The organism is Yersinia hibernica, assembly GCF_004124235.1.
GTDB lineage: Bacteria > Pseudomonadota > Gammaproteobacteria > Enterobacterales > Enterobacteriaceae > Yersinia > Yersinia hibernica.
On record NZ_CP032487.1, the window covers coordinates 1,172,521 to 1,198,411 of the forward strand.

The window sequence follows — 25,891 nt, forward strand, 5'->3', positions numbered from 1 at the left end:
CATACTGCCATCGTTGGCGGGTGGTGAGTGCGGGTATCGTGCCCCTCAGTGGTGCGACTCTATAACAGGCAAAGTAGATTCAATGCGATTGGACAAGTTTTTATCTCAGCAATTAGGGGTTAGCCGGGCGTTGGTTGCGCGCGAGCTGCGGGCAAAGCGCGTCACCATCGATGGTGAAGTGGTCAAAAACGGGGCTATCAAGCTGACCGCGGAACAAGACGTGAGATTTGACGGCAACCCATTACAACAAACGGTTGGCCCGCGTTACTTTATGCTGAACAAACCGCAGGGTTATGTGTGTTCAACAGAAGACCCAGACCATCCTACGGTGCTATATTTCCTCGACGAACCAGTAGCTTACAAACTTCATGCCGCCGGACGATTGGATATTGACACCACCGGGCTGGTGCTGATGACCGATGATGGCCAGTGGTCACACCGCATAACTTCTCCGCGTCACCATTGTGAAAAAACCTATTTGGTGACACTGGAACACCCTGTCGCGGATGACACGGCGCAGCAGTTTGCTGATGGCGTACAGTTGCATAATGAAAAATCGCTGACTAAACCTGCCCAGCTTGAGGTTATCGAGCCACAATTGGTGCGCTTGACCCTCAGTGAAGGTCGCTACCATCAGGTAAAACGCATGTTTGCGGCGGTGGGGAATCGTGTATTGGAACTGCATCGTGAGCGCATTGGCGACATCAAACTTGATGATGATTTAGCGCCTGGTGAGTATCGCCCCCTGACAATTGAAGAAATTGCGAGTGTTGGCGCTCCTCATCTGTAATTGATTTCTATAACAGCGTTGGCGCACTGCCGCCACGCTATTTTGCTATTGAGATAACCCGCTGTTGGTTATTGAAGGAGTTGTTGAACGTGCCTGCCAGTAATCCAAATGACACCAATAGCCGGACTTCCCACTTTGGCTTAATCTTTATCCTGGGTTTGCTATCCATGTTAATGCCCTTGGCGATTGATATGTATCTGCCCAGTATGCCCATCATTGCGCAGGAGTTTGGCGTAGAAAGTGGTGCGGTGCAGATGACGCTAAGTGCCTATGTGCTGGGGTTTGCCATCGGGCAAATGTTCTATGGGCCAATGGCTGATAGTCTCGGGCGCAAACCGGTCATCTTCTGGGGCACCCTTGTTTTTGCACTGGCGGGCATGGCCTGTGCGATGGCGCAATCTGTTGAGCAACTGATTAATTTGCGTTTCTTGCACGGTTTGTCAGCCGCGGCGGCCAGTGTGGTGATTAATGCATTGATGCGAGACATGTTCACCAAAGATGATTTCTCGCGCATGATGTCTTTTGTGGTGTTGGTGATGACTATCGCGCCATTGCTGGCCCCAATTATCGGCGGTGCTTTGCTGGTGTGGTTTAGCTGGCATGCAATTTTCTGGAGCATGGCGGGGGCTGCGTTAGTGGCGGCGATACTGGTTTCATTGTTTATCAAAGAAACCTTACCGCCAGAAAAGCGGCAACGATTCCATTTGCGCACCACTATAGGTAATTTTGCCACCTTATTTCGCCATAAGCGGGTGCTCAGCTATATGCTGGCCAGCGGCTTCTCTTTTGCCGGAATGTTCTCCTTTTTGAGCGCCGGGCCGTTTGTTTATATTGATTTAAATGGCGTTTCTCCGCAGAATTTTGGTTATTACTTTGCACTAAACATTGTCTTTTTGTTCTTGATGACATTGATTAATAGCCGCAATGTTCGCCGCTTTGGCGCGCTGAAAATGTTCCGCTTTGGCATGTTGGTGCAACTTATTATGGGGATCTGGCTGCTGATAGTTTGTGCGGCTGGATTGGGTTTCTGGGCTCTGGTGTTGGGCGTCGCGGCTTATGTCGGTTGTATCGCGATGATAACCTCGAATGCTATGGCGGTCATTTTGGATGATTTTCCGCACATGGCAGGCACGGCTTCTTCTCTGGCCGGGACGTTGCGCTTTGGTATCGGCGCGCTCGTCGGGACGCTGTTGTCGATGGCCCCATCACGCAGCGCTTGGCCAATGGTCAGTTCAATGGCGTTTTGTATTATTGTCGCCATGCTGTTGTATCTGTATGCCAGCCGTCCGCATAAGAAAACGGTGAAATAACCCCAATAACTCAAATGTGAAGGGCAAATGCTGGCGGAGGTTCCCTTCACATTTATGATTGGTAGCCAGTTTGCCAATGACAGTCTGCTGACTTCTTGCCTTTAATTTGCCCGCCACAACCCCCAATACCGCCATCGTTGCCGCTCAAAAGAGCACCATCCTTGCGCTTAATTAATATGGTAAGTATGCATATCATTATTTGTTGCATAGTTTTGTTCGACACCATATTGTTAACTTTTTGAGCGAAGATATAAAAAAGACAAAATTGTCATGGCGTTGTTTTTACCGGCCATCCTTGCGGGTAAGAGAACGCCGTGTATTGATTAATATATATATTTATCAATTAATTAAATCAGTTTTATTAGGCTTGGTTAGCATCAAAATGTTCCTTAAATGTAAAATATTGATCAGTATTAGGTAATGGGTTTGCAATAAAAATGGTTGAGCTGGCCGCCATAAAGGTATAAATATAACGAAAAATGGGATCTAAATCCCAAACCGGCAATCTCGGCCTTGGTGTTAGGGGCCGAATAATGGTTAGAACCGCATAAAAAATGACATTGTAGATTTTTAGTTTCTAAATTGTTATCAATGTTGTGTTTTGGTGAGGTTTGGATCAAGCACAATGCCAATTTAGCGGCTATAACTTTAGTCAGTGTGAGTCATTGTGGTGCTTTTGTGAGTTTCTGTATTTCTATTTTTACTAGGAAAAATACGTGAATAATATCCAACTTTCGGTAGTACATCGTCTGCCGCAAAGTTACCGCTGGTTATCTGGGTTTATCGGCGTCAAAGTTGAACCGACCCCACTAACGGCGATAGACGATAGCAATAATGACCTCATGGGGCTGAAATTATTAAGCCATGATGGTGCACATGCGCAGATTATCATGCAGCGGCTCCATCTCTCGCTGCAAGATATTCAAGTGGACTCCGCGATTGTGGAGTGCGAGGGCGAGCCTTGCCTGTTTGTTCACCGCCAGGATGAGAGTGCAACCATGTGCCGCCTGAAAGATGTTGGCGTGGCTATTGCTGAGACTATGACCGCCCTTTATCCTTTCTGATACGCGATTGCGCGTGCGTCAGTGGTTTATGCTGACGTTTTCGTATGCTCTGATTCCTGATGTGCGCCAAGCTAGTCGGCAAATTGCAATAATTGCTGGGTATATTGTTGTTTTGGCGCGGCAAAGATAGTCTGACAGTCACCTTGCTCCACCACTTCCCCCTGTTTTAATACAATCACTTGATGGCATAGTGACCGCACGACTTGTAAGTCATGGCTGATAAACAGGTAACTGAGTTGGTAGCGCTGCTGAAGGGATTTCAGCAACGCCAATATTTGTGCCTGCACCGATTTATCCAGTGATGAGGTGGGTTCATCAAGGATAAGTAGTTGTGGTTGCAGGATTAATGCGCGCGCAATAGCAATGCGTTGGCGCTGTCCGCCGGAGAATTCAGTCGGGTATCGATAGCGACTTACGGGGTCTAATCCAACCTCTTCCATGGCTTTAATGACGCGCTGCTCACGGTGTACTGCGCTGAGTTTCTGATGCACCTCTAGCCCTTCAGCAATAATCTGCTGAATATTCAATCGCGGGTTCAGCGCTGAATAAGGGTCTTGAAACACGACTTGTATGCGGCTGCGATAAGGCAACATTTGCTTGGGGGAGAAATTGTGCAGCGGTTGACCATTAAACCAAATCTCGCCCTTAGAGGGCAACAGCCGCAGTAGCGCCAGCCCGGTGGTGCTTTTCCCTGAGCCGGACTCCCCCACCAAACCCAGGCTTTCACCGGGCTTTAAGTCAAAACTGAGATCCCGCAGAGCATAGTGGTGCGCGACGGTTCGGCGCAACAGGCCCCGTTTAATTGGAAACGCCACTTGTAACCCTTTGACTTGGAGTAAGGGCTGCAAATCCATGGTGATGGGCAGCGGGCGGCCTTGCGGCTCAGCATCCAATAATTGGCGAGTATAGGCATGCTGTGGTGCGTTAAACAGTGCTTGACGGGTATTGTGCTCAACCACTCGACCTTCGCGCATCACCGCCACGTTATCGGCCAATCGGCGTACAATATTCAGATTATGGGTAATAAACAGTAAGCTCATGCCCATCTCTTGCTTTAACTCTTTCAGCAAACTTAAGATCTGGGCTTGCACTGACACATCCAGCGCGGTGGTGGGTTCATCCGCTATCAGTAATTTGGGCTTGGTCAGCACGGCCATGGCAATCATCACGCGTTGGCGTTCTCCGCCAGATAACTGGTGGGGGAAGTCGGCCAGACGCCCTTTAGCATTGCGAATGCCCACCCGGTCAAGGCATTGAATGATTTCAGTCCGCGCTGCTTCTCGGCGCATGCCGCGATGCAGTGACAGCACTTCCGCCAGTTGTTTTTCAATGGTGTGTAAGGGGTTTAATGACACCATGGGCTCTTGGAAAATCATGGAAATCTGATCACCGCGAATAGCGCGCAAAGTCGGCTCATCGGCATGCAGCAGTGATTGGCCCGCAAACAGAATCTCGCCGCTGGGGTAAATCACCGGCGGTGAGGGCAGCAGACGTAAAATTGACAACGCGGTCACACTCTTGCCAGAGCCCGACTCCCCAACTAATGCCAGGGTTTCACCGCGTTCTATTTGTAGCGAAAGCGAGCTCACCACCTGGCGGTCAACGCCCGCCTGACGAAATGCAATACTGAGGTTTTGAATGTCGAGAAGGGGGGAGGTCGCCATATCAGTACACCTTACTTGGGTCAAAGGCGTCACGCACCGCTTCGCCGATAAAGATCAACAGAGATAACAGCACGGCCAATACCAGGAATGCGGTTATGCCAAGCCAGGGAGCCTGCAGGTTATTTTTGCCCTCCAATAACAGCCCTCCCAGTGATGGCGACCCCATGGGTAAGCCAAAACCGAGGAAGTCCAGTGAGGTTAGAGTGGTGATAGAACCGCACAAAATAAAGGGTAAAAAGGTCAGAGTGGCAACCATGGCATTGGGCAGCATATGCCGTGACATAATTACGCGGTCACGCACCCCCATGGCCCGCGCCGCGCGGATATAATCATAATTTCGGGTGCGCAGAAACTCGGCCCGAACCACCCCCACTAACCCCATCCAGCCAAATATCACGGTGATAGCTAATAACCACCAGAAATTAGGTTGCACAATGCTAGACAGCAAAATGACTAAAAACAGTGTGGGCATACCGGACCAGACTTCAATAAATCGCTGGCCCCATAAGTCAACTCTGCCGCCGTAATAACCCTGAACTGCCCCGGCACAAATGCCAATGACACTCGAAAATAGTGTTAATGTCAGCCCAAATAACAGCGAGATACGGAAGCCATAAATAACTTTCGCTAATACATCACCGCCCGTGCTGTCAGTGCCCAATAAATTGGTGCGGCTGGGGGGCGAGGGGAAGGGCACATCCGTGGCAAAATTGATGGTGTTGTTGCTAAAGCGAATGGGGGCCCAGATTGCCCAGCCATTATCTTTAATCCGGCCAATCACGTAGGGGTCTTGGTAATCAGCCGCGGTGGTTAAAATGCCGCCAAAGGTTGATTCGGAGTAATTGGTCATAAAGGGCATATATATCTTGCCGTTATAGCTGACCAACAGGGGTTTGTCATTGGCTATTAGTTCGGCGAACAAGCTGATGATAAACAGGGTCAGAAAAATCCACAGTGACCAATAACCGCGACGGTTTTGGCGAAAGCGTGCCCAGCGGGCTTGATTAATAGCGCTTAGTCGCTTCATCATTGGCGGCCCTCAAAGTCGATGCGGGGGTCAACCAAGGTATAGGTGATATCGCTGAGGATATTTAGCAGTAAACCAATCAGAGTGAAAATATAAAGAGTGCCAAACATCACCGGATAATCGCGCTGCAAGGTGGCGTCATAGCCCAGTAGCCCTAAACCATTGAGTGAAAACATCACTTCAATCAACAATGAACCAGTGAAAAACATGCTGATAAAGGTGGCGGGGAAGCCCGCAATCACCAGCAACATGGCATTGCGGAACACATGGCGATAGAGGATTTTCTCTTCGGGTAGCCCTTTGGCGCGCGCGGTGACCACATATTGTTTGCGGATTTCGTCAAGAAATGAGTTCTTAGTCAGCATGGTCAGAGTGGCAAAACCGCCAATCACGGTCGCCAGCACCGGCAAGGTAATGTGCCACAAATAGTCTGTTATTTTGCCGTACCACGGCAGAGTATCCCAGTTGCTGGACACTAATCCGCGTAGCGGGAATAAATCAAAATAGCTGCCGCCGGAAAACAGCACGACCAGTAAAATGGCGAATAAAAACGAGGGGATAGCATAACCAATAATAATTAAGGTGCTGCTCCAAGTATCAAAAGCTGAGCCATTGCGCACTGCCTTTTTAATGCCCAAAGGAATGGAAACCAGATAAATAATCAGTGTGCTCCATAACCCCAATGAGATAGAAACCGGCAGGCTATGCTTAATCAATGACATGACGGATTCGCCACGAAACAGGCTGTCGCCAAAATCAAAGCGCACATAGCTCCACAGCATATCGAAATAGCGCTGATGCAGTGGTTTGTCAAAACCAAAGCGCTGCTTGATTTCAGCGATGACCTCCGGGTCTAATCCCCGTGACCCGCGATAGTTACTGTCCCCAACTTGCGCGGCATTGAGACCAACTTTGGCCCCCCCTAATGCCGCATCGCCAGCACCGGCGCTATATCCGCCGGAATGGCCCAGTTCAATATTGGCGATAGCTTGATCAACCGGGCCGCCGGGGGCTATTTGTACAATAAAAAAGTTTATAGTGATAATCGCCCACAACGTGGGAATGACCAATAACAGTCGCCGTAACAGATATGCGCCCACAACTGCCCCCTAATGACGTTCTGCTGGCAGGTGAGCTGCCTTGTTGACATCAAACCACCAGCTATCAAATCCGAGCGAGTAAGTGGGCCTGTCCGCCGGCATTGAGAATTTATCCCAATAAGCAAAGCGGGCATGGTTGGAATACCACATCGGGATCATCAAGTAGTTCCAAGTTAACACCCGGTCAAGCGCTCGCCCCAGGGAGCGCAGTGCATCGGGCTGTTCCTGATGTTTAATTATCTGTTCAATCAATTGATCGATGGCGGGATCTTTAATCCCCGACGTGTTATAGCTGGAATCAATATATGCAGAACTCCACAAGATCTGCAGATTCGGGCTAGGGTAGGGGAACGCGGTGTAAACCGTAGGAATCATATCGTAATCCCGGCTGCGCAGGCGGTTAACAAACTGAGAACTATCCACCTCGCGGATATTCATGGTAATTCCCAAACGCTGTAAATTATGTTTAAACGGCTGAACATATTGGAAATTACTGCCGCTAAGTAACAGTAATTCAAAGACAAAAGGTTGGCCGGTCTTGCGGTTGACCAATTGCTGATTTTTCACTTCCCAACCAGCTTCACTCAATAATTCACGCGCTTTTAATAGGTTATCACGTGCATTGCCACTGCCATCAGTGTGTGGCGGCTGATAAATTTGTGTAAATACTTCGGGCGGTATTTTACCTTTGAGCGGGGCGAGCCATGCCAGTTCAGCACTGTCCGGATAACCTTTAGCGGCATATTCGGTATTCTGAAAGAAGCTATTAGTGCGTTGGTAACTATTGAAATAAAACGCTTTATTCATCCAGTCAAAATCAAATGCCAATGTCAGTGCTTCACGAACTCGTCTGTCGCTAAAAATAGGACGCTGGACATTAAAGGCCAGCCAGCGAGTATTTTGGGCCGAGTTATCGACGATATCCTGTTTGACGATATAGTCTTTCGCAAAGTTACCCCCAACATATTGTGTCGCCCAACTTTTGGGTGAAGTCTCTTCGCGGAAATCAAAAGCGCCAGCTTTAAATGCTTCCAGTGCGACTTTATCATCTAAATAATAATCATAACGAATGGTGTCAAAATTATATTGCCCACGATTGATTGGCAAATTGGCTGCCCAATAATCTTTAACCCGCTCATAGGTAATAAACTGCCCCATCTTGTATTTACCAATCCGATAGGGGCCGCTGCTGACTGGCGGTTTACTCAGTGGATCACTGAGTTTATGATTTTTCCAGAAATGCTCTGGCATGACGGGTAAACCAAATAGACCCAACATTTTATCTTTATTGGGTTCTGGGAATTCAAAACGCACAGTGAGGCGAGAAATGGCTTTTACCTGCACCCCTTTATAAACAATGCGAAATTGTGGCACACCCTCAGTCATAAATTTATTGAAAGTGAATGCGACATCTTGTGCAGTAATAGGTTGGCCATCATGGAAACGGGCGCGGGGATTGATATCAACTTCAATCCAGTGAAAATCAGGAGCAAAACGAGCTGACTCGGCAATTAATGGATAATAGCTGCCAATCTCATCATCTGACGTGCCAAATAACGAGTCATACAACCTTTCCGTGCGTACCGCCGGGTTGCCACGTAATGCATAGCGGTTGAAGTTATCAAATGTACCAATCGCAGATAGCGTGATATCTCCGCCTTTAGGAGCCGCCGGATTAACATAATCAAAATGGCTAAAATCTGATGAGTACTTAGGTTCGCCCAGTATGGCAAAAGAGCTGCTTTCTTTAATGGTTTCAGCCTGCAAGAAAAAACTCAGAGCTGAAAGTGCACAGGCAGCAAGTAGGCGTAACAACATATTAGTGGTGATCTCCTGCTGTTATTTGAATAGACCCGTCATACATTCAAGCTGAATGCGTGTTAGCTGCTTTCACGACTCGACCCATCCATAAGCCTCGCCGGTGCGAGGCTGCTGCAAGCCGCGTTCAAATCTGCCGCCGCCTTCCTACAACTCGAATTATTTATTGTATAGTAATAATCTTAAGTGAAATTACCAGTTTGCAGGGGTAAAGCAAACATTAAGCCAATTAGTTTTTGTTACGAAGTTTTTTCATGACAAAACTTGACTAAACCTTCAACGGACAGCGGCTTACTGAGTAGATAGCCTTGCAAGAAGTTAACACCGTGCTGGGCCAAATATTGGAGTTGCTGCTCGGTTTCTACGCCTTCAGCGACGGTTTCAATATTGAGCTTGCTCGCCAACATTAATACTGCATCTAATACCGGAGCTGTAACAGTATTAATGCCGATGGTGCTGATAAAGGCGCGATCAATTTTAATATAATCTAATGTGAAACGTTCTAAATAAATCAGCGCGCTATGCCCGGTGCCAAAATCATCAACAGCGATTTGTACCCCTTGTGAACGTAGCCAAGCAAATTGCTTGATTGCCAATTCCTCTTCAACCATACCCCGCTCAGTAATCTCGAATACTGGGGAGAACACATCAGTATTTAATTTCTGCAACATCTGAGTGACATCTTTACGGAAGTTATCATCAATGAGATGAACAGGGGAAATATTAAAGGCCAATTTAATTCCTGGAGGAACATGGTCAGCCATTAATTCACTGTCCTTAATGATTAATTCAAATAAATGCCGGGTCAGCGGTTGGATCAGATGTTGAGCTTCCGCATAAGGAATAAAAATGTCTGGAGAAATACGCCCCTCAATTGGATGTTGCCAGCGGATAAGCGCTTCCAACCCCGATATTTTTCGGTCACCTGAAGTGAATGCTGGTTGGTATTCAACAAAGAACTCACCACGCCGGATACCGCGTAAAATTTCTGCTTCCGCACTTTGGCTGGCAATTAAAATATAATAAGCCAAAATACCAACTAAGCCCGCAAGTAACAATCCTCCTAATAAGGTCATGCGAATATCATCCGCAGTGAGGTTGGTATGATAAATCAATATCTTAATCGGATAACCGGGTAATTGGACCTCACGGGCATCACGTGTCGGTAATTGGCTGATTGGCATGACTTTAGAGTCAAAGGTGGTCACTGCCAACTGATCAATAATGATGGCTAAACCGTTAACTTGATTGCTCGAATAATTCAGTAATAAATAGGGCTGTAAGTTGAGTTCCAATGTTGCTAATACGCCAGTATTACCGCGACCGGCTTCGCGTAACCAGACACCAATTGCGGGTTTGTTTGGCATCATTGGTGTACCTTGCTGAATTTTAAAATCCAAAGGCTGGGATACATCAATTTTGGGATATAACGCACTGACAGGCGTAGCCATTTCACCCGTGGCTGAAGAGCAATAAGTCATATCATCCCGCACTAATAAGAAAGCCCGAACACCATTGGTAAATGCCGCCCGATAGTGCAGGGCAGGGCTGGCCTGTTCACAATTTTTTGCACTCAGCGGAATAAGCTGAGACATAGTTGTTGTTAGCTCACTAAGAAAGTGGGATGAATAGGAAATAATATGATCACTTTGCGCTGTTAATTTACGTTCACTGCTGCGATAAAGTAATGACAAAGTAATAACAACAAAACAAATAAAGAAACAGAGTGCGAGGATGACACTTTTTTTAACAAGATGGCGTCTGGATAAAGTATTGCGGGAGAACGCACTGTTTGAACCCATGTTACGCCGCTCCTCAGCATGATCGGTAAAGTGTTTATGAGTATAAGTAAGTTAGTAGCACAGCGCTACCGATTTGCTAGGGAGTATTATTGACATTAATAAGCTTATCGATTTGAATTTTCATCGAATATAGAGCAAAGATGCCATATAAATGCATCAAATATGTGGTGCCAGTGAATCTGCATTTGTAGTGATGTATTTTAGAAATACATATCCATAAAATAAATTTTCAGCTTAGTAACACAGTCTACTTAATTCTTGAAAGGATAATCGTTGGTTATTATACCTTAGTGCCAGAAAACTCTTGGTTTAGCGCAGCGCATTTTACACAGAAAATTCTTGATTTCTGCTATTTCCTGTAAAAAAGGACGTTTCCTACACAGTGAGCAGAAATGGATGACGGGGAGGGGATTCCAGCAATAAAAAACGCTGCCGTGGCAGCGTTTCATAGTTTCGTTTGGTATCTCGGACAACAGGAATAAAATCAGCTAGCTGCGCGAACCACTACTCAGGACTCGCCGCCCATCACGATAACGCTTATTCCAATAATCTTCATTTAGGCTCGATATTGTCACACCGACACTGGTCGACGCATGTACAAACTTATCGTTTCCTAAATAGATACCAACATGGCGGCCTGTCGAACCTGCTCGGAACAGCACTAAATCACCGGGGCGCAATTTAGTTCGCTGGATTTTCTTGCCAAGATCCTGCTGCTCAGAGGTTGAGCGTGGCAAATCCATACCAAATTGTTCACGGAAAGTCGTTTGTACGAACGCAGAGCAATCAATACCGCGTTTACTACTACCGCCTAGGCGATAACGAACCCCTTTCCACCCTGCATACTGTTCTAAAATTTTCGATTTGACGTCAACGTTGCGCACCATCGCTTCGAATTCATCCTGAGAGGCTTGCAGTAAAAGCCCATCTTTGTCATTAACTGCACGCATCTCAGTTTGCGAATTATGTAAGTTCGAAGTCTGTGGTGAACTACACGCTGATAACATTACCGCTGCTGCAACCGCAGGAATGACCCGCAGAATATATCTCATAATAGGTTGAGACTTGACCATTGTTGTTGTTTTCCCTTGCTGTCCTTACGACGGATGTCGCTACCAAAAATACCAAACGAATCGAGATTATTGATTGTGGTCTGATGAGACAATCACTTAACCAAATAAATGTGCAGGAACGCACAATATTCATTAGGACAGTAGTGAAATGCCGTTATCGGAACGCAAACGTTTTTGAGATTACCGCAATGATTAATAAAAGGCGAGAGCTTTTATACCCATAATTTTACAAAATGTTAATGTAACATAATGTAATGTTATATATTAAAAGCAGATAGCTGAATTTTTAGCCGTTTAGTGACAATAAATAAGTGAAAGCATAAATGGTGGCTGGAGCAAAAAAATCGCTCTTTTGAGCTCCAGCATAACGCCGTTGGCGGGTTAATGTTTTTTTGAACCTGGTAGGTTCCGATTAATGGCATCAATGATTTTATCACTGAGCGGTGTCAGCAATATCCAGCTTATCCCTACCAAAACGACTGACAGTGAGCCGACCACAATATCAGTAAACCAATGTGCACCAATCATTATTCGCGGCATTGAGAAGACGACGACGATCAGCAAGGCAATAGCAAAAGCGCCGCGAGAAAAATAGCGCAACATAAAGCAGGCGAAAATGATCAACACCATGCCATGGTCGCCGGGGAAACTGTCGCTGGAGGCATCTTTAGTCGGAATCCCGGTTAATTCACTGACGCGATTAATATTTTCAAAAACCAGTGTCGGACTGGGACGGGAAACCGGTATCAAATGGCCTAATTGATTGAGGATGACTGCGGTTAACAGCATGACAAAGCCCATGACAATTAGGCGGCGGCGACCTGCGGGGGTTTCTCTTATATAACAGGACAAATAAAGCAGCCCCATGCAAATCAGGGAAATAACATCGAAAGCCCGATTGTTAGTGATGGCCACTAAATGCAGGAATGACGGGCTGGACAGCAGGTGTTGGTTAAAATAGAAGAATATTGCTGAATCTATTTTAAACCAAAATCCGTGGTTTGCCGGGATATACCAAGAGAAGAACAGGGCGATTCCAAGCAAATTAAGCAGTAATACTGTTGGTAAATTACGGCGGGTCATGCGCTAGCCTATATTCTAAAAATTGTCAGTGTATTAATGGGTTACCAATAAATTGGAGCGCATTATACTCCATTATGCAGCCGAATCCTGAGTAATTCATGCTGGAGTGCATTCCAGTCAGGGGCCATTGTGCTAATAAGCTCAATGCGGCTATCCAGCGGGGGAATTTGGCGAGTTTCAATTTTTAAATCACTCCCTTGTCGGTTAATGACGAGGGTTCCTTCAGCAATACGCATTACCCCCTTTATTCGCTCTACTGGATTTAATCGTACCCATTCCAATAATGGCACGGTGTCAAATACAGTGTCGGCATTAAATACCCAACCACAACTCAGATAACCTTGACCTTGATTAACAGCGCGACGCCAAGGTTCTGCACCTTTGAGACTTAATGCCGCCAGCCCTTTTGGTCGTGTTGAGTGGTGATGGTGCTCACCATCGGGTAATTCATCATTATTACTGTGCGCCATATCCAGCAAAGTAATATCAATCTTCCCTTGCTCCGTATAATAGAGTGGGCGAGATACGGCTTGTTGTGTATGCCACTGTTTTAATACCGCGTAATCTGTTGTGCTATAGGTATCTTGTTTATTCGCGACCAGGATATCGGCTGCGGCTAATTGGTCGCGGAAGTTTTCATTTCCGGTATAACGGGGATCACTTAGTTGACGGGCATCTAGCAGGCTTAGAGTGGCATGCAGAGAGATCCAAGGTAGGTAACTATCTGACGTTAATAAGGAGAGAATCTGTTTGGGGTGGCCTAACCCGGTTGGCTCAATCAGTAATCTGTCCGGTTTTGCTTGTTGTAGCAGCATATTCAAGCCGACTTGCATGGGAAGCCCGTTAACACAACACATGCAGCCACCGGGTATTTCTTTTAATACTGCACCACTGTCTGCTAATAGTGCGCCATCAATACCTATCTCACCGAATTCATTGACCAGAACGGCCCATTTCTCATTTTCAGGTTTTTGTGACAGTAAATGACGAATTGTGGTGGTCTTGCCACACCCTAAAAAGCCGGTAATTAGGTTCGTTTTTGTCATCAGAGATCTCCAACCATAAATTTATTTTCAATAACCTCTCAAGAAAAGGCTCAGTCGTGCCGATATTATCAGGAGAGGATATAACACCAGCCAAGCTTATTATTAAACGAAAAAGGCTAAAAGGCAGACTATTTCCTAGGCGTATTAGGAACCTCGCCTAATTGCATTACAAAGCTAAGCAATATAATTCACTTCTACGAGGAATCTTAGTGAGTTATAGACCGAGCAAGCAATAAAAAATGCTCTGTCATTCCCATCGCTCTGGCTGGAATCCTCTATCATTTAAAATGACTGATATGAGAGTCGAGGTGATTATGAGCAACTATCGGGTACTAATTGTCTTAGCCATAATGTTTTCATGGACAATATCTTTTGCTGCAAGTAGTGCGCAATCTACCCTGTCTGTAACCGGAACAATTACATTTTCCGGAGCTATTGTAGACAGCCCATGTGATACCTCAATTGCGGACCAAACGATTACCACACGCTGTTACCGCAATGGTGAAACACTCACTCAACGACAAACCCTCTCACGTAATATGCCGCTGGCTTCTCGGTTACCCAGCAATTTAGCGTCTTCACGCCTGGAATGGCTGAATCCGCAGCGTAATTTAGGAATATTAACTGTCACTTACCTCTAATATTGCAAACTAAATTAATGATTCTTTATAAACACGGCTTATCACATTGATAAGCCGTGTTAGTTCGTCTGATGTTTTATGCTGCAATGAAATTGTTGGACTGCAATGAAATTGTTTGACCACATGATATACTGGCTGTTATTCAGACACCATTTGGTCAGGCCAATTTGGTATTTTCACTGCCAATACCTGATGCAGGAAATAAGGTTATGCGGTTATATCAGGAAGTCGGCAGTCAACTGCGCGAAGCCATTGTCAGTGGGCAATATAATTTGGGTGACCGTTTACCACCTGAACGTGATATTGCCGAAAATTTCAGCGTTAGCCGCAGTGTGGTACGTGAAGCACTGATCATGCTGGAGTTGGAAAAATTAGTGGAAGTGCGTAAAGGTTCTGGCGTCTATGTGGTTAATGTCCCCGATAGGCCAGAAAATGGGGAGTCCACTGTGGCGACTGACAGCGGCTATGGCCCATTTGAACTGCTGCAAGCCCGCCAATTATTGGAAAGCGAAGTTGCTGCTTTTGCTGCGATGCAAGCCACTAAGGCGGACATCATCAAAATGCGCCAGGCCATCGAGCAGGAAAAAACGGCATTAGATGCAGGTGCGGTGGATGAAAGTGCGGATGAACTATTTCACTGTTTATTGGCTCAATCGACACAAAACAGTGTACTGGCGAATATGGTGGCCGAGGCGTGGCAGGCCAGAAAAACTAGCGCTATGTGGCAAGGGGCACACAGCCATACCCTTGATTTTAGTTACCGTTGGCAATGGATGGAAGACCATCAAAAAATCCTGCAAGCGGTGTTGCGCCGAGATAGTAAGGCCGCCAAGCAAGCTATGTGGCAGCATCTAGAAAATGTAAAAATAAAATTGCTCGAGATTTCTGATGCAGACCATCCTGATTTTGATGGTTATTTGTTTGAGTCTGCGCCGTATCAACTCGAAGAGTAATTTACCCTTTGCCCTTGAAGCCGTAGAGGGCTGCGTTCACTGACCTAGTTGGAATTAATGAGCCTCATTATTGAGGCTCATCCGATAAGTTGGCTAAATTAATCTTGCTGTGCCAGGCGTTTCACACTTTCTTTCGCACCAAACTGTTGCAGGCTGAGGTAAGCTTCTGTCACCGCCTGAACAAATTCAGTGTGTTGCGGTAAGGATTCACCAAACAATGATTTCAGCGACAGCAGGCTCTGAACTCTGGCAGAGCCGTCCTCACTACTTTCGACACATTGTTTAAAGCTATCAACCATTGGATCACGGATATCAATGGGTTGCCCGTTGTCATCCACGCCACCGACATAACGCATCCAACCGGCGATACCCAGTGCCAGGCAGCGATATGGCCCACCGTTTTGTAAATGCCAACGCACTGAATCAAGCATCCGCTGTGGTAATTTTTGGCTGCCGTCCATCGCGATTTGCCAGGTGCGGTGTTTTAACGATGGATTGCTGTAACGCTCAATCAGCTGGTCAGCATAAGCATTCAGATCAATACCGGTAACACGCAGTGTTGGCGCTTGTTCATCCATCATTAGACGACGAGCCGACACTCGATAATTATTGTCGGCCATACAGTCATTAATATGCTGATAACCCGCCAGATAACCTAAGTAAGAGAGATAGGAATGGCTGCCATTTAACATGCGCAATTTCATCTCTTCAAATGGCAATACGTCATCGACTAACTGCACTCCAGCGACTTGCCAGTCAGGGCGGCCAGCTACAAACTTATCTTCGACAACCCATTGAATGAAAGGCTCACAGGCAATACCGCAAGGGTCGGCAACCCCCAGTGTATCGGTGATTTCCTGCAATGTTTCTGGTGTTGCCGCGGGCACGATGCGATCGACCATGGTATTAGGGAAAGTGACATTTTTTTCTATCCAGTTTGCCAACTCTGGGTCGCGAGCTGTTGCTAAGCCGAGTACGGCATTTTTTACTACATGGCCGTTTTCCGGAATGTTATCGCATGAAAGGACAGTAAAAGGTGGCAGCCCGCGCAGGCGGCGCAAGCGTAGGGCTTCGACCAGAACGCCGGGAGCAGAAGTTGGGGCCTCAGGGATAGCCAGATCGGCGAGTACAAACTCATTTTGCCGATCTAATTGCCCAGTGCCCGGTTCGATGCAGTAACCTTTCTCTGTAATGGTCAGCGACACGATTGCCACTTGCGGTTCGGCCAATTTCTCTAGCACTTGCATGATGCCATCTAAGCGGGCGTGAACAGACTCGTTGACCGACCCAACCACAATGGCTTGATTACTTTGCGCACCTTTTTCCAACACCGTGAAGAGATGGTCTTGCTGGCGTAAATTTTGGATCAAAACATCAGCACCAAACAAGCTGACTTCGCAAATACCCCAGTCTCCTCCTTGCTTATTTAACACCCGATCAGTGAGTAGAGCTTGGTGCGCGCGGTGAAATGCACCAAAACCGAGGTGAACAATGCGGCTTTTCAGTGCGGTTCTATCATAAGTCGGCTGCTGTACGGTGTCGGGAAGGCGGCTATTGGCAATAGTATTCATACGTAGCTCCAAGATCATTCATCCCATGGATGTGACAAAGGGGATGGCGGTAAAAGGTGGCAGAAAAAGTTGTTAGACCAGTTTCGTTTGGCTTCTGTAGGAAAAAAGCCACACCATACTGACCGTTTTCTTTTATCCGCTGCGATACAATATCGGCTTGCAGTGTAAAGCCATATGACAGAAAATAAAATTGGTAAGTCCAATATTGGTTATATTCGTGAAGTGGATCAACCAATGAGGTTTTGCTTTTTGACACGCAGCGCTTAAAGAGTAAGGATAAAGCTGAGTGATACCTCTTGGAAATCGGTATAACAACATTATTGGTATAAAAACATCAGATTGAATTATCTGCTTTAGTCGACATAGCAAAATTGTATGCATCTGAACTGTTTACGTAGAAGGTAAAAATAAATGGAACAAACATGGCGTTGGTATGGCCCAAATGATCCGGTGTCGCTAGATGATATCCGCCAAGCGGGTGCAACCGGAGTAGTGACTGCATTGCATCATATCCCAAATGGTCAAGTTTGGCCGGTGAGTGAAATCAAACAGCGCCAAGCTGAATTGGCAGCAAAAGGGTTGGTGTGGTCGGTGGTGGAAAGCGTACCGATTCATGAAGAAATCAAAACTCACAGTGGTAACTATCAGCAACATATTGAAAATTATCAGCAAACGCTGCGTAATATTGCCGAATGTGGCATTGATACCGTGTGTTATAACTTCATGCCGATATTGGACTGGACACGTACAGATCTGGAATATCAATTGCCAGATGGTTCCAAAGCACTGCGTTTTGACCAAATCGCTTTTGCCGCTTTTGAGTTGCATATCCTCAAACGCCCGGGGGCTGAGAAGGATTATACGACTGAAGAGTTGGCGCAGGCGGCGAACTATTTCGATGCAATGTCTGAGGCGGATATCGCCAAGCTGACGGGTAATATTATTGCCGGTTTGCCGGGGGCCGAAGAGGGCTATACACTGGATCAATTCCGCGCGCGTTTAGCTGAGTATGATGGTATCGATAAAGCGCAACTGCGTGAAAATATGGCATATTTTCTGCGCGCCATCATCCCAGTTGCAGAGCAGGTTGGCTTGCGAATGGCAGTGCATCCAGATGATCCACCGCGTCCAATTCTTGGCTTACCGCGTATTGTTTCCACGATTGAAGATATGCAGTGGCTGAAAGAGACTGTTGATAGCATTTATAACGGTTTTACTATGTGCACCGGCTCTTATGGCGTACGAGCGGATAATGACCTGGTGAAGATGATCGAAACCTTTGGTGATCGCATTCACTTTACACATTTACGGTCGACTTGCCGCGAAGGCAACCCAAAAACCTTCCATGAAGGCGGGCATTTGCAGGGTGATGTCGACATGTACTCGGTAGTTAAAGCCATTTTAACGGAAGAGCAGCGTCGTCAGGCGGCGGGTGATTTGCGTCCGATTCCGATGCGTCCTGATCATGGTCACCAAATGCTGGATGATTTGCATAAGAAAACCAATCCGGGCTATTCCGCTATTGGTCGCCTGAAAGGGTTGGCAGAAGTTCGTGGTGTTGAATTGGCGCTGAAGCGAGCATTCTTCCCAGAACTGAAGTAACCCGCTATCTGGCAAACCGCCGGTGTGTTTTCGGATGAAAAAGCAAAAGGGCCGAGAAATCGGCCCTTTGTGTCTGTATATCCAATAGATTTCATGATGCAGGAAGGCAGCAAGCCGAACTCACCCCAATGAGCTTACATCAGTAAGTGATTCGGGTGAGTCAGCGCAGCCAACAGCGCTGCAAGGCGAAAGATGGTGGGTCTTATTCAGCGCGGCCCATATAGCGGCGCTCTGCAATATGAATACGGATTTTCTCGCCCGGGCTGATATATTCAGGCACCTGAATTGATAAGCCGGTACTCATTACTGCCGGTTTGTTACGTGCGCTGGCCGATGCGCCTTTGATGCTTGGCGCAGTCTCAACAATTTCCATATCAACAGTTTGCGGCAATTCGAGAGCCAGCAATTGGCCGTCCATGGTGAGAACTTGCATCCCCGGCATGCCCCCTTCAGGAATAAACAGCAGCTCTTCTTCGATCTGCTCTTTCTTGAAGTTGTATGGGGTGAAATCTTCATCATCCATAAAGACGTATTCGTCACCGTCAATGTAAGAGAAATTCACACTACGGCGGGTTAGGGTGATGGTGTCGAGGATCTCATCGCCTTTAAAACGCTCTTCAACTTTTAACCCAGTACGCACATCAGAAAAACGCATTTTATACAGCGTGCTTGCGCCTCGAGCACTGGGACTTTGCACGTCAATATCTTTCACCAGCAGTAATTTGCCGTTGAGGTTGACCGCCATACCCCGTTTTATTTCGTTAGCTCTTGCCATTTATTAACCGCCAATCAGGATTGAAGATAAGTTGCGACAAGTTACTCGCGCCGCTAGTTTCGCGCAAGCCCAAAAGGAGTAAGATTTAGCGATAAAATCAGCCTTATGCATATACCGGTAACAGGCCAAATAGCGCCGCGATATGGGCCACTGCATTGATCAGGCCAAACAGGATAATAAAGCCAATCATAAACTGCCCACCGGGTGCCCGATAATTCGCTTGCGGGAAGCGTTTACGGCTCGCACGCGCCATCAATGCGGGGACAATTACCGCCCAAATTGTCGCAGCTAAACCAGCAAAACCAATGGCATAGATAAAACCATTCGGGAACAACAGCGCCCCGATTGTCGGCGGGACAAAGGTCACTAATGCTGATTTGGTGCGCCCGGCGCGGTCATCAGTGAATTTAAAGAAATCGGCAATGTAATCGAACAGCCCAAGGGACACGCCGAGAAATGAGCTGGCCAATGCCATATAAGAGAAGGCATTGAGTAGCTGGCTGGTGGCGTGGCTGGCAGAGACGGTATCCATCTGTTTCAGCAAACTACCAATATTGCCGCCATCAGCAATAACCTGTTTGAATGCATCCCGCGCAATATTGCCCTGAATGGCATACTGCCACAGGATATAAATGACCAAGGCTATCAGTGTGCCATACAGCAAGCTGCGCACCACCGCTTTGCCATCTTTATGATAATACTTCACCAGGCCCGGCACATTACCGTGGTAGCCAAAGGACGTGAGCAGGTAGGGCAACGCGGCTAATGCATAAGGTAAATAATGGGCATCGGTATCGGCCTGATTGAACAGCACCGCGCTGTCTACATGGCTAAACATATTGCCGACAGACATAACAAATGTGATAACCATACCGCCAATTAATATTGTACTTAAGCGGTCTACTGCGCGGGTGGATAACCACACAATGAATGCTACTAAGACGGCAAAGATGAAACCCGCCCCAGTTTGGCCAATTCCCACGGTATTTTGCAAAGTATGGGTAATGATTGAGCCGCCGGCGGAGATATAAGCATAGGTCAGAATATAGAGAACAAAAGTGATAGAGACCCCGTTAATTGAGCTCCATACCTTGCCCAGCAGATCTTGCACCATGGTGTGGAAACTGGCGCCGCTAGGGTAGTTCAGGTTGGCTTCCAGAATCATTAAGCCGGAAATCAGCATGCAAGCCCAGGTGTAGATAAGCAGTATGACTGAGCCCGTGAACCACACCCCCGCCGTCACGATTGGGATTGAGAACATCCCTGCACCCACTGCGGTGCCGGCGATAATCATGGCACCGCCGAGGACGGAAGGCCGTGATAAAGGTTGGGTTAAGCCCATTGACATTTGTTACTCCAAATATTCTGCGTCTTTCATGCTTTAGCACCCATGACGCTGGATATCAATTAGATGTTAATAATTCTTGTGTACTAGCCTAATGGTACATGTTGGTGATGAAGCTGTAAACAGATGAATATGCTTATACAGAAGATTTGGTCAGTGATTGGTCTGGTTATTGAGTGCGGTTATGATTGAATATCGCACTAAAAAGGATTTTGTAGGTTAAAAAATGCACTGAAAATAATAAGTCAAACCGCGCAAATTGTGTGCCGGGTCTGTTATTGGGCTGTGGAACAAGAATAGTGCTGGTAGTTAATAGGGGCGGTTGCTATTGTCCGCTGTTATGCCACCAGCCTACAGGAGCCTGCTGATGGACTGTCGCTCAGATTGCGGTGCCTGCTGTATTGCTCCCTCGATTTCCAGCCCGATCCCCGGAATGCCATTCGGTAAGCCCGCCAATACCCGCTGTTTGCATCTGGATAACAATATGCGCTGCGCTATTTTCCATTCCCCCTCTCGCCCGGCGGTCTGTGCCAAGCTGCAAGCATTGCCGGAGATGTGTCATCACACGCGCGAAGAAGCGCTGGTGTATTTGATTCAGTTGGAAGTGGATACTGCGCCTTAAAGGGTGAGAAAGGGCGGTAATTCACCGCCCCCAGCTATTTTCTTTCGTGCGCAACCGGCTTAATTTGCGGGTTATGTGAGGATTGGAATGGCGCTATTTTTAGTGGAAAGGCGAATAAAATTGCTGCGTCAGCCATAAATCGACCGCATGACGGCTGGCTTCAAAATGTGGCTCGGGCAATTCACGCGGGTGACACCACCGCCATTGCTGACATTTATCCGGCTCTTTCAGCTCAGGTTGCCCACCGGGATGTTGTGCTAGCAGACAAACTGAAACCGTGTGTTTGCCCTCATCTTGCCAAGTCGCTAGGTTGTTGCACAAGCCAATAACTTTCATCTCATTGATATTTAAACCCGTTTCTTCCCATATTTCTCGCTGTGCGGCATGTTCAAAAGACTCTCCGGCCTCCATGTGACCACCAGGAATCGACCAGTAAGGGGCATGCTGACCGCTACGTTTGCCCAACAGTATTTCACCTTGTTCATTGACGATAATGACGCCAACACCGACGACGACAGACATTGTTTCGGCTCCTTTAATATGAGTATCAGCAACTGTCAGCAAGTTGGACTATTTCACGGTTGACAGAAACCGGTTCAAGACAAAAATGTGCGGAGTGTCAAAGATCCATCAAGAATAAAAGCAGAAAACTTGCATATATTCTTAGTCGGAAACACACTCCTTGAAACGTTTCAGCGTTATCTCGTCACCAGATGATAAAGGGTAACGCTCCTTTTTCTCATTAAAGCTGAAACGATTCAATTTCAGCAAGAGAGGAGACATAATGTTCCAGTTATCGACGCAAGATATCCATCTGTCTGCACAGGCAGGCAGCAAAAACGAAGCTATTACTCAGGTGGCCGCCGCGTTGACCCAAGCGGGCAATGTAGCTGCCGGTTATGTCGATGGGATGTTAGCCCGCGAGCAGCAAACCTCGACCTATTTGGGTAATGGTATTGCCATTCCTCATGGTACCACTGATACCCGCGACTTGGTGCTGAACACGGGAGTTCAGGTTTTCCAATTTCCACAAGGTATTGCCTGGGGTGAGGATCAAACCGCCTATATTGTTATCGGCATCGCCGCCCGCTCTGATGAGCACCTGGCGTTGCTGCGCCAACTGACGCACGTGTTAAGTGATGATGCGGTTGCCGCCCAGCTGGCGAAAACCACGTCAGCTGAAGAATTACGCAGTTTGCTGATGGGCGAGAAAAAAGCCGCTGAATTCCATTTTGACACTTCACTTATTGCACTTGATGTTGCCGCCGACAACCTGATCACACTGCAAGCACTCAATGCTGGCCGCTTACAGCAAATCGGCGCTGTTGATGCCCGCTTTGTCAGTGATGTGATTACCCGTGAGCCACTGAATCTGGGGCAGGGTGTCTGGTTGAGTGACAGCACCGAAGGCAATTTGGTCAGTGCCGTTACTGTGAGCCGCCCGGCAACAGCCTTTGAACATCATGGGGAGAAAGTTGCCCTGTTGCTGACACTCGCGGTGGCGGATGAACAGCCGCTCAGTGTGCTGAACTACCTGAGTGACTTACTGCTCGCCAAAAAAGCTGACATGCTGCTGAACGCTGATGCCGCCGCCTTGTTGGCCTTGCTGACCAGTGAGTATAGTGAGCAAAACGAAGTATTAAGCGCTGAGTTTGTTATCCGTAACGAACATGGGTTACATGCGCGCCCAGGGACGATTTTAGTCAATACAATCAAACAGTTTACCAGTGAAATTACCGTAACCAATCTGGACGGCACCGGTAAACCCGCCAATGGACGTAGTCTGATGAAAGTTGTGGCTTTAGGGGTTAAAAAAGGCAATCGGCTGCGCTTTACCGCCAGCGGTGAAGATGCACAGGCCGCTCTGGATGCGATTGGTGAAGCTATCGCCGCCGGTTTGGGCGAGGGGGCAGCATGAGCAGAAGAGTAGCAACTATCACACTGAACCCGGCTTACGATCTGGTGGGCTTTTGCCCTGAGATTGAACGCGGTGAAGTTAACTTGGTAAAAACCGCCGGTCTGCATGCGGCAGGGAAAGGTATCAATGTTGCCAAGGTGCTGAAAGACCTAGGGATTGATGTCACGGTCGGGGGGTTCCTTGGCAAAGATAACCAAGATGGCTTCCAACTGTTATTCAGCGAACTGGGTATCGCCAACCGTTTTCAGGTGGTGCCGGGCCGTACGCGCATTAACGTCAAACTGACTGAAAAAGATGGCGAAGTCACTGACTTTAACTTCTCCGGTTTTGAAGTCACCAAACCGGATTGGGATCGTTTTGTAAATGATTCATTGAGCTGGTTGGGGCAGTTCGACATGGTGGCGGTCAGCGGTAGCTTGCCGGCGGGTGTCAATCCCGATGACTTCACTGACTGGATGAAGCGCCTGCGCAGCCAATGCCCATGCATTATTTTCGACAGCAGCCGTGAAGCTTTGGTGGCGGGTCTGAAAGCCTCGCCATGGTTAGTGAAACCCAATCGTCGTGAACTGGAAATCTGGGCTGGTCGCCCACTCCCTGAACTGGGGGATGTGGTGGAAGCCGCGCACGCCCTGCGTGACCAAGGGATTGCTCATGTGGTGATTTCGCTCGGCGCTGAGGGGGCACTGTGGGTGAATGCCTCTGGTGCTTGGTTGGCAAAACCGCCTGCTTGTGACGTGGTTAGCACCGTAGGTGCCGGTGACTCGATGGTCGGTGGCCTAATTTATGGATTGTTAATGCGCGAATCCAGTGAGCATACCCTGCGCCTGGCAACCGCAGTCGCTGCTTTGGCCGTCAGTCAGAGCAATGTGGGTATTACGGATCGCCCGCAGTTGGCAGCCATGATGGCGAAAGTTGACCTGAAACCCTTTAATTGATCTGTGGAGGCGAAATGAAAACGCTACTAATAATAGACAGTTCGCTCGGGCAGGCCAGAGGCCACCTTGCGTCACTGATGCTGGGCGCTGCGGCAGCAAAAGCTGGGCTGAGCTGGGTTGATAACGCGGCTGATGCAGAACTGGTGATTGTGGCCGGGCAATCAGCTCCAGCTGACAGTGCGCTGAACGGCAAAAAAGTCTATGTCGGTGAGGTGGAAAAAGCGGTGCGGGACCCTGAGGGCTTCTTAGCTCAGGCGATGGCTCAGGCAAAACCTTATCAAGTCGCAGTTACTGCTAGCCCAGCAACATCGTCAGCAACTGGCCCCAAACGCATTGTGGCAATCACGGCTTGCCCAACCGGTGTGGCTCACACCTTTATGGCGGCTGAAGCTATTGAAAGTGAAGCGAAAAAACGTGGCTGGTGGGTGAAAGTTGAAACCCGTGGCTCGGTGGGCGCTGGCAACGCGATTACCCCCGAAGAAGTGGCCGCGGCAGATTTAGTGATTGTGGCGGCTGACATCGAAGTGGACTTGGATAAGTTTGCTGGCAAACCAATGTATCGCACCACCACCGGTTTAGCCCTGAAGAAAACCATGCAGGAGCTGGACAAAGCGCTGGTGGAAGCTGAAGTTTATCAGCCGAAAACGGGCAGCAGCGCCGGCACGAAAAAAGCAGAAACCGGTGGTCCATATCGCCACCTGTTGACCGGTGTGTCTTACATGTTGCCCATGGTGGTTGCCGGCGGCTTGTGTATTGCGCTGTCATTCGTCTTCGGTATCAAAGCATTTGAAGTTAAAGGCACACTGGCTGCGGCCTTGATGCAAATTGGTGGCGGTTCGGCATTCGCCCTGATGGTGCCGGTGTTGGCCGGTTTTATCGCCTTCTCCATTGCTGACCGTCCGGGTCTGACACCGGGTTTGATTGGCGGTATGTTAGCGGTAAGTACCGGTGCGGGCTTCCTCGGCGGTATCATTGCCGGTTTCCTGGCCGGTTACGTCGCCAAAGCTATCAGCACTAAACTGCATTTGCCGCAAAGTATGGAAGCGCTGAAGCCGATATTGATTATTCCGCTGGTGGCGAGCTTGATTGTCGGCTTGGTGATGATTTATGTGGTCGGTACGCCGGTGGCTAAAATCATGACTGGCCTGACTAACTGGCTGCAATCCATGGGTACCGCCAATGCGGTGCTGTTGGGGGCTATCCTTGGTGCGATGATGTGTACCGATATGGGCGGGCCGGTGAACAAAGCGGCTTATGCCTTTGGTGTCGCGCTGCTGAGTTCGTCAGTTTATGCCCCGATGGCGGCCATTATGGCGGCGGGGATGGTGCCACCGCTGGCGATGGGGTTGGCAACACTGCTGGCGCGTCATAAGTTTGACAAAGGCGAGCAAGAGGGGGGCAAGGCCGCGCTGGTACTGGGCTTGTGCTTTATCTCCGAGGGGGCAATTCCCTTTGCGGCCCGTGACCCAATGCGCGTGTTACCTTGCTGTATTGCCGGTGGCGCATTGACTGGTGCCCTATCTATGGCCTTCGGCGCGCAATTGATGGCACCACACGGTGGCCTGTTTGTGCTGTTGATCCCTGGGGCGATTCACCCAGTGCTGTTGTACCTGGTGGCGATTATTGCCGGTACGGTGTTAGCCGGTGGCCTGTACGCGCTGCTCAAACGCCCGGATGCCGTGGTGGCGAAAGCCGCTTAACGCAGGGGGCAACTGCTTATTAGCCATAAAAAAACCGGCCTTAGTGCCGGTT

General features: G+C 48.1%; 22 protein-coding genes. 10 read left to right on the plus strand and 12 right to left on the minus strand.

The genetic code is table 11. The annotated features are described in order from the left end of the window. Positions 1-82 precede the first annotated feature (82 nt). The 3 genes from rsuA (at position 83) to D5F51_RS05525 (ending at position 3,164) form a co-directional block, all read left to right on the plus strand. Positions 83-790 (plus strand): 16S rRNA pseudouridine(516) synthase RsuA, encoded by a 708-nt coding sequence (gene rsuA, locus D5F51_RS05515; protein WP_129195833.1) that lies wholly within the window; start codon positions 83-85, stop codon positions 788-790. An 89-nt stretch (positions 791-879) separates the two neighbouring features. After that, positions 880-2,100: a Bcr/CflA family multidrug efflux MFS transporter gene (locus D5F51_RS05520; protein ID WP_025378866.1), complete on the plus strand. Its 1,221-nt coding sequence runs from the start codon at positions 880-882 to the stop codon at positions 2,098-2,100. A 716-nt stretch (positions 2,101-2,816) separates the two neighbouring features. Then, complete coding sequence (locus D5F51_RS05525; RefSeq protein ID WP_025378865.1) at positions 2,817-3,164, plus strand: YejG family protein; 348 nt, start codon at positions 2,817-2,819, stop codon at positions 3,162-3,164. 71 nt (positions 3,165-3,235) lie between these two features. On the opposite strand, the gene yejF is transcribed toward D5F51_RS05525, so the two are convergent. The 8 genes from yejF to D5F51_RS05570 form a co-directional block, all read right to left on the minus strand. Beyond that, entirely contained in the window at positions 3,236-4,828 is a 1,593-nt protein-coding gene (yejF, locus tag D5F51_RS05530) for a microcin C ABC transporter ATP-binding protein YejF (protein WP_129195834.1), read from the minus strand. 1 nt (position 4,829) lies between these two features. After that, a complete protein-coding gene (locus tag D5F51_RS05535) occupies positions 4,830-5,855 on the minus strand; it encodes an ABC transporter permease (RefSeq protein ID WP_167480534.1) in 1,026 nt (341 codons plus the stop codon). Next, positions 5,855-6,955 (minus strand): microcin C ABC transporter permease YejB, encoded by a 1,101-nt coding sequence (locus D5F51_RS05540; RefSeq protein ID WP_087768703.1) that lies wholly within the window; start codon positions 6,953-6,955, stop codon positions 5,855-5,857. Before D5F51_RS05540 ends, D5F51_RS05535 begins: the two co-directional genes overlap by 1 nt. Positions 6,956-6,964: 9 nt before the next feature. After that, positions 6,965-8,773, minus strand: a complete 1,809-nt coding sequence (locus D5F51_RS05545) for an extracellular solute-binding protein (RefSeq protein WP_025378863.1) — start codon at positions 8,771-8,773, stop codon at positions 6,965-6,967. Positions 8,774-9,012: 239 nt separating this feature from the next. Then, entirely contained in the window at positions 9,013-10,575 is a 1,563-nt protein-coding gene (locus D5F51_RS05550) for a cyclic di-GMP phosphodiesterase (protein WP_129195836.1), read from the minus strand. A gap of 488 nt (positions 10,576-11,063) precedes the next feature. Continuing rightward, complete coding sequence (mepS, locus tag D5F51_RS05560; protein ID WP_025378861.1) at positions 11,064-11,648, minus strand: bifunctional murein DD-endopeptidase/murein LD-carboxypeptidase; 585 nt, start codon at positions 11,646-11,648, stop codon at positions 11,064-11,066. A 381-nt stretch (positions 11,649-12,029) separates the two neighbouring features. Further along, complete coding sequence (locus D5F51_RS05565; protein ID WP_025378860.1) at positions 12,030-12,731, minus strand: phosphatase PAP2 family protein; 702 nt, start codon at positions 12,729-12,731, stop codon at positions 12,030-12,032. Between the two features lie 62 nt (positions 12,732-12,793). Beyond that, entirely contained in the window at positions 12,794-13,777 is a 984-nt protein-coding gene (locus D5F51_RS05570; protein WP_129195837.1) for a CobW family GTP-binding protein, read from the minus strand. A 314-nt stretch (positions 13,778-14,091) separates the two neighbouring features. Between D5F51_RS05570 and D5F51_RS22910 the strand changes: the two genes are divergently transcribed. After that, positions 14,092-14,418 carry a type 1 fimbrial protein gene (locus tag D5F51_RS22910; RefSeq protein WP_087768716.1) on the plus strand — a complete coding sequence of 109 codons (327 nt, stop codon included), beginning with the start codon at positions 14,092-14,094 and terminating at the stop codon, positions 14,416-14,418. A gap of 209 nt (positions 14,419-14,627) precedes the next feature. Then, on the plus strand, positions 14,628-15,371 hold the full coding sequence (locus D5F51_RS05580; RefSeq protein ID WP_025378858.1) for a GntR family transcriptional regulator: 744 nt from the start codon (positions 14,628-14,630) through the stop codon (positions 15,369-15,371). A gap of 98 nt (positions 15,372-15,469) precedes the next feature. Here D5F51_RS05580 and D5F51_RS05585 read toward each other — a convergent pair whose 3' ends face one another. Continuing rightward, on the minus strand, positions 15,470-16,942 hold the full coding sequence (locus D5F51_RS05585) for a mannitol dehydrogenase family protein (protein ID WP_025378857.1): 1,473 nt from the start codon (positions 16,940-16,942) through the stop codon (positions 15,470-15,472). A gap of 411 nt (positions 16,943-17,353) precedes the next feature. On the opposite strand from D5F51_RS05585, the gene uxuA reads away from it, so the two are divergent. Next, positions 17,354-18,544 (plus strand): mannonate dehydratase, encoded by a 1,191-nt coding sequence (uxuA, locus tag D5F51_RS05595; RefSeq protein WP_129195838.1) that lies wholly within the window; start codon positions 17,354-17,356, stop codon positions 18,542-18,544. Between the two features lie 202 nt (positions 18,545-18,746). Here uxuA and yeiP read toward each other — a convergent pair whose 3' ends face one another. Both yeiP and mtr read right to left on the minus strand, forming a co-directional pair. Then, complete coding sequence (yeiP, locus tag D5F51_RS05600; RefSeq protein WP_025378855.1) at positions 18,747-19,319, minus strand: elongation factor P-like protein YeiP; 573 nt, start codon at positions 19,317-19,319, stop codon at positions 18,747-18,749. A 103-nt stretch (positions 19,320-19,422) separates the two neighbouring features. Next, a complete protein-coding gene (gene mtr, locus D5F51_RS05605) occupies positions 19,423-20,667 on the minus strand; it encodes a tryptophan permease (RefSeq protein WP_025378854.1) in 1,245 nt (414 codons plus the stop codon). A 364-nt stretch (positions 20,668-21,031) separates the two neighbouring features. Here mtr and D5F51_RS05610 point away from each other — a divergent pair, with 364 nt between their 5' ends. Beyond that, entirely contained in the window at positions 21,032-21,286 is a 255-nt protein-coding gene (locus D5F51_RS05610; protein ID WP_129195839.1) for a YkgJ family cysteine cluster protein, read from the plus strand. Positions 21,287-21,385: 99 nt separating this feature from the next. Here the strand turns inward: D5F51_RS05610 and D5F51_RS05615 are convergent, their stop codons facing one another. Then, positions 21,386-21,808, minus strand: a complete 423-nt coding sequence (locus D5F51_RS05615) for a nucleotide triphosphate diphosphatase NUDT15 (protein WP_025378852.1) — start codon at positions 21,806-21,808, stop codon at positions 21,386-21,388. 262 nt (positions 21,809-22,070) lie between these two features. On the opposite strand from D5F51_RS05615, the gene fruB reads away from it, so the two are divergent. From fruB to fruA, 3 genes are read left to right on the plus strand one after another with little or no spacing between them, the layout of a single operon-like run. Further along, complete coding sequence (fruB, locus tag D5F51_RS05620; RefSeq protein ID WP_129195840.1) at positions 22,071-23,204, plus strand: fused PTS fructose transporter subunit IIA/HPr protein; 1,134 nt, start codon at positions 22,071-22,073, stop codon at positions 23,202-23,204. Beyond that, complete coding sequence (gene fruK, locus D5F51_RS05625) at positions 23,201-24,139, plus strand: 1-phosphofructokinase (RefSeq protein WP_013650126.1); 939 nt, start codon at positions 23,201-23,203, stop codon at positions 24,137-24,139. The genes fruB and fruK overlap by 4 nt, the downstream gene beginning before the upstream one ends. A 14-nt stretch (positions 24,140-24,153) precedes the next feature. After that, positions 24,154-25,839, plus strand: coding sequence for a PTS fructose transporter subunit IIBC (gene fruA, locus D5F51_RS05630; protein ID WP_129195841.1), 1,686 nt, complete (start codon positions 24,154-24,156; stop codon positions 25,837-25,839). The last annotated feature ends 52 nt before the right edge of the window (positions 25,840-25,891 follow it).

Coding starts and splice junctions, on each gene's coding strand:
- rsuA (WP_129195833.1), top strand. CDS start 83: ATGCGATTGGACAAGTTTTTATCTCAGCAATTAGGGGTTAGCCGGGCG.
- mepS (WP_025378861.1), bottom strand. CDS start 11,648: ATGGTCAAGTCTCAACCTATTATGAGATATATTCTGCGGGTCATTCCT.
- D5F51_RS22910 (WP_087768716.1), top strand. CDS start 14,092: ATGAGCAACTATCGGGTACTAATTGTCTTAGCCATAATGTTTTCATGG.
- D5F51_RS05615 (WP_025378852.1), bottom strand. CDS start 21,808: ATGTCTGTCGTCGTCGGTGTTGGCGTCATTATCGTCAATGAACAAGGT.
- fruB (WP_129195840.1), top strand. CDS start 22,071: ATGTTCCAGTTATCGACGCAAGATATCCATCTGTCTGCACAGGCAGGC.
- D5F51_RS05570 (WP_129195837.1), bottom strand. CDS start 13,777: ATGACAAAAACGAACCTAATTACCGGCTTTTTAGGGTGTGGCAAGACC.
- D5F51_RS05585 (WP_025378857.1), bottom strand. CDS start 16,942: ATGAATACTATTGCCAATAGCCGCCTTCCCGACACCGTACAGCAGCCG.
- fruA (WP_129195841.1), top strand. CDS start 24,154: ATGAAAACGCTACTAATAATAGACAGTTCGCTCGGGCAGGCCAGAGGC.
- yejF (WP_129195834.1), bottom strand. CDS start 4,828: ATGGCGACCTCCCCCCTTCTCGACATTCAAAACCTCAGTATTGCATTT.
- yeiP (WP_025378855.1), bottom strand. CDS start 19,319: ATGGCAAGAGCTAACGAAATAAAACGGGGTATGGCGGTCAACCTCAAC.
- D5F51_RS05580 (WP_025378858.1), top strand. CDS start 14,628: ATGCGGTTATATCAGGAAGTCGGCAGTCAACTGCGCGAAGCCATTGTC.
- uxuA (WP_129195838.1), top strand. CDS start 17,354: ATGGAACAAACATGGCGTTGGTATGGCCCAAATGATCCGGTGTCGCTA.
- D5F51_RS05545 (WP_025378863.1), bottom strand. CDS start 8,773: ATGTTGTTACGCCTACTTGCTGCCTGTGCACTTTCAGCTCTGAGTTTT.
- mtr (WP_025378854.1), bottom strand. CDS start 20,667: ATGTCAATGGGCTTAACCCAACCTTTATCACGGCCTTCCGTCCTCGGC.
- fruK (WP_013650126.1), top strand. CDS start 23,201: ATGAGCAGAAGAGTAGCAACTATCACACTGAACCCGGCTTACGATCTG.
- D5F51_RS05610 (WP_129195839.1), top strand. CDS start 21,032: ATGGACTGTCGCTCAGATTGCGGTGCCTGCTGTATTGCTCCCTCGATT.
- D5F51_RS05550 (WP_129195836.1), bottom strand. CDS start 10,575: ATGGGTTCAAACAGTGCGTTCTCCCGCAATACTTTATCCAGACGCCAT.
- D5F51_RS05565 (WP_025378860.1), bottom strand. CDS start 12,731: ATGACCCGCCGTAATTTACCAACAGTATTACTGCTTAATTTGCTTGGA.
- D5F51_RS05535 (WP_167480534.1), bottom strand. CDS start 5,855: ATGAAGCGACTAAGCGCTATTAATCAAGCCCGCTGGGCACGCTTTCGC.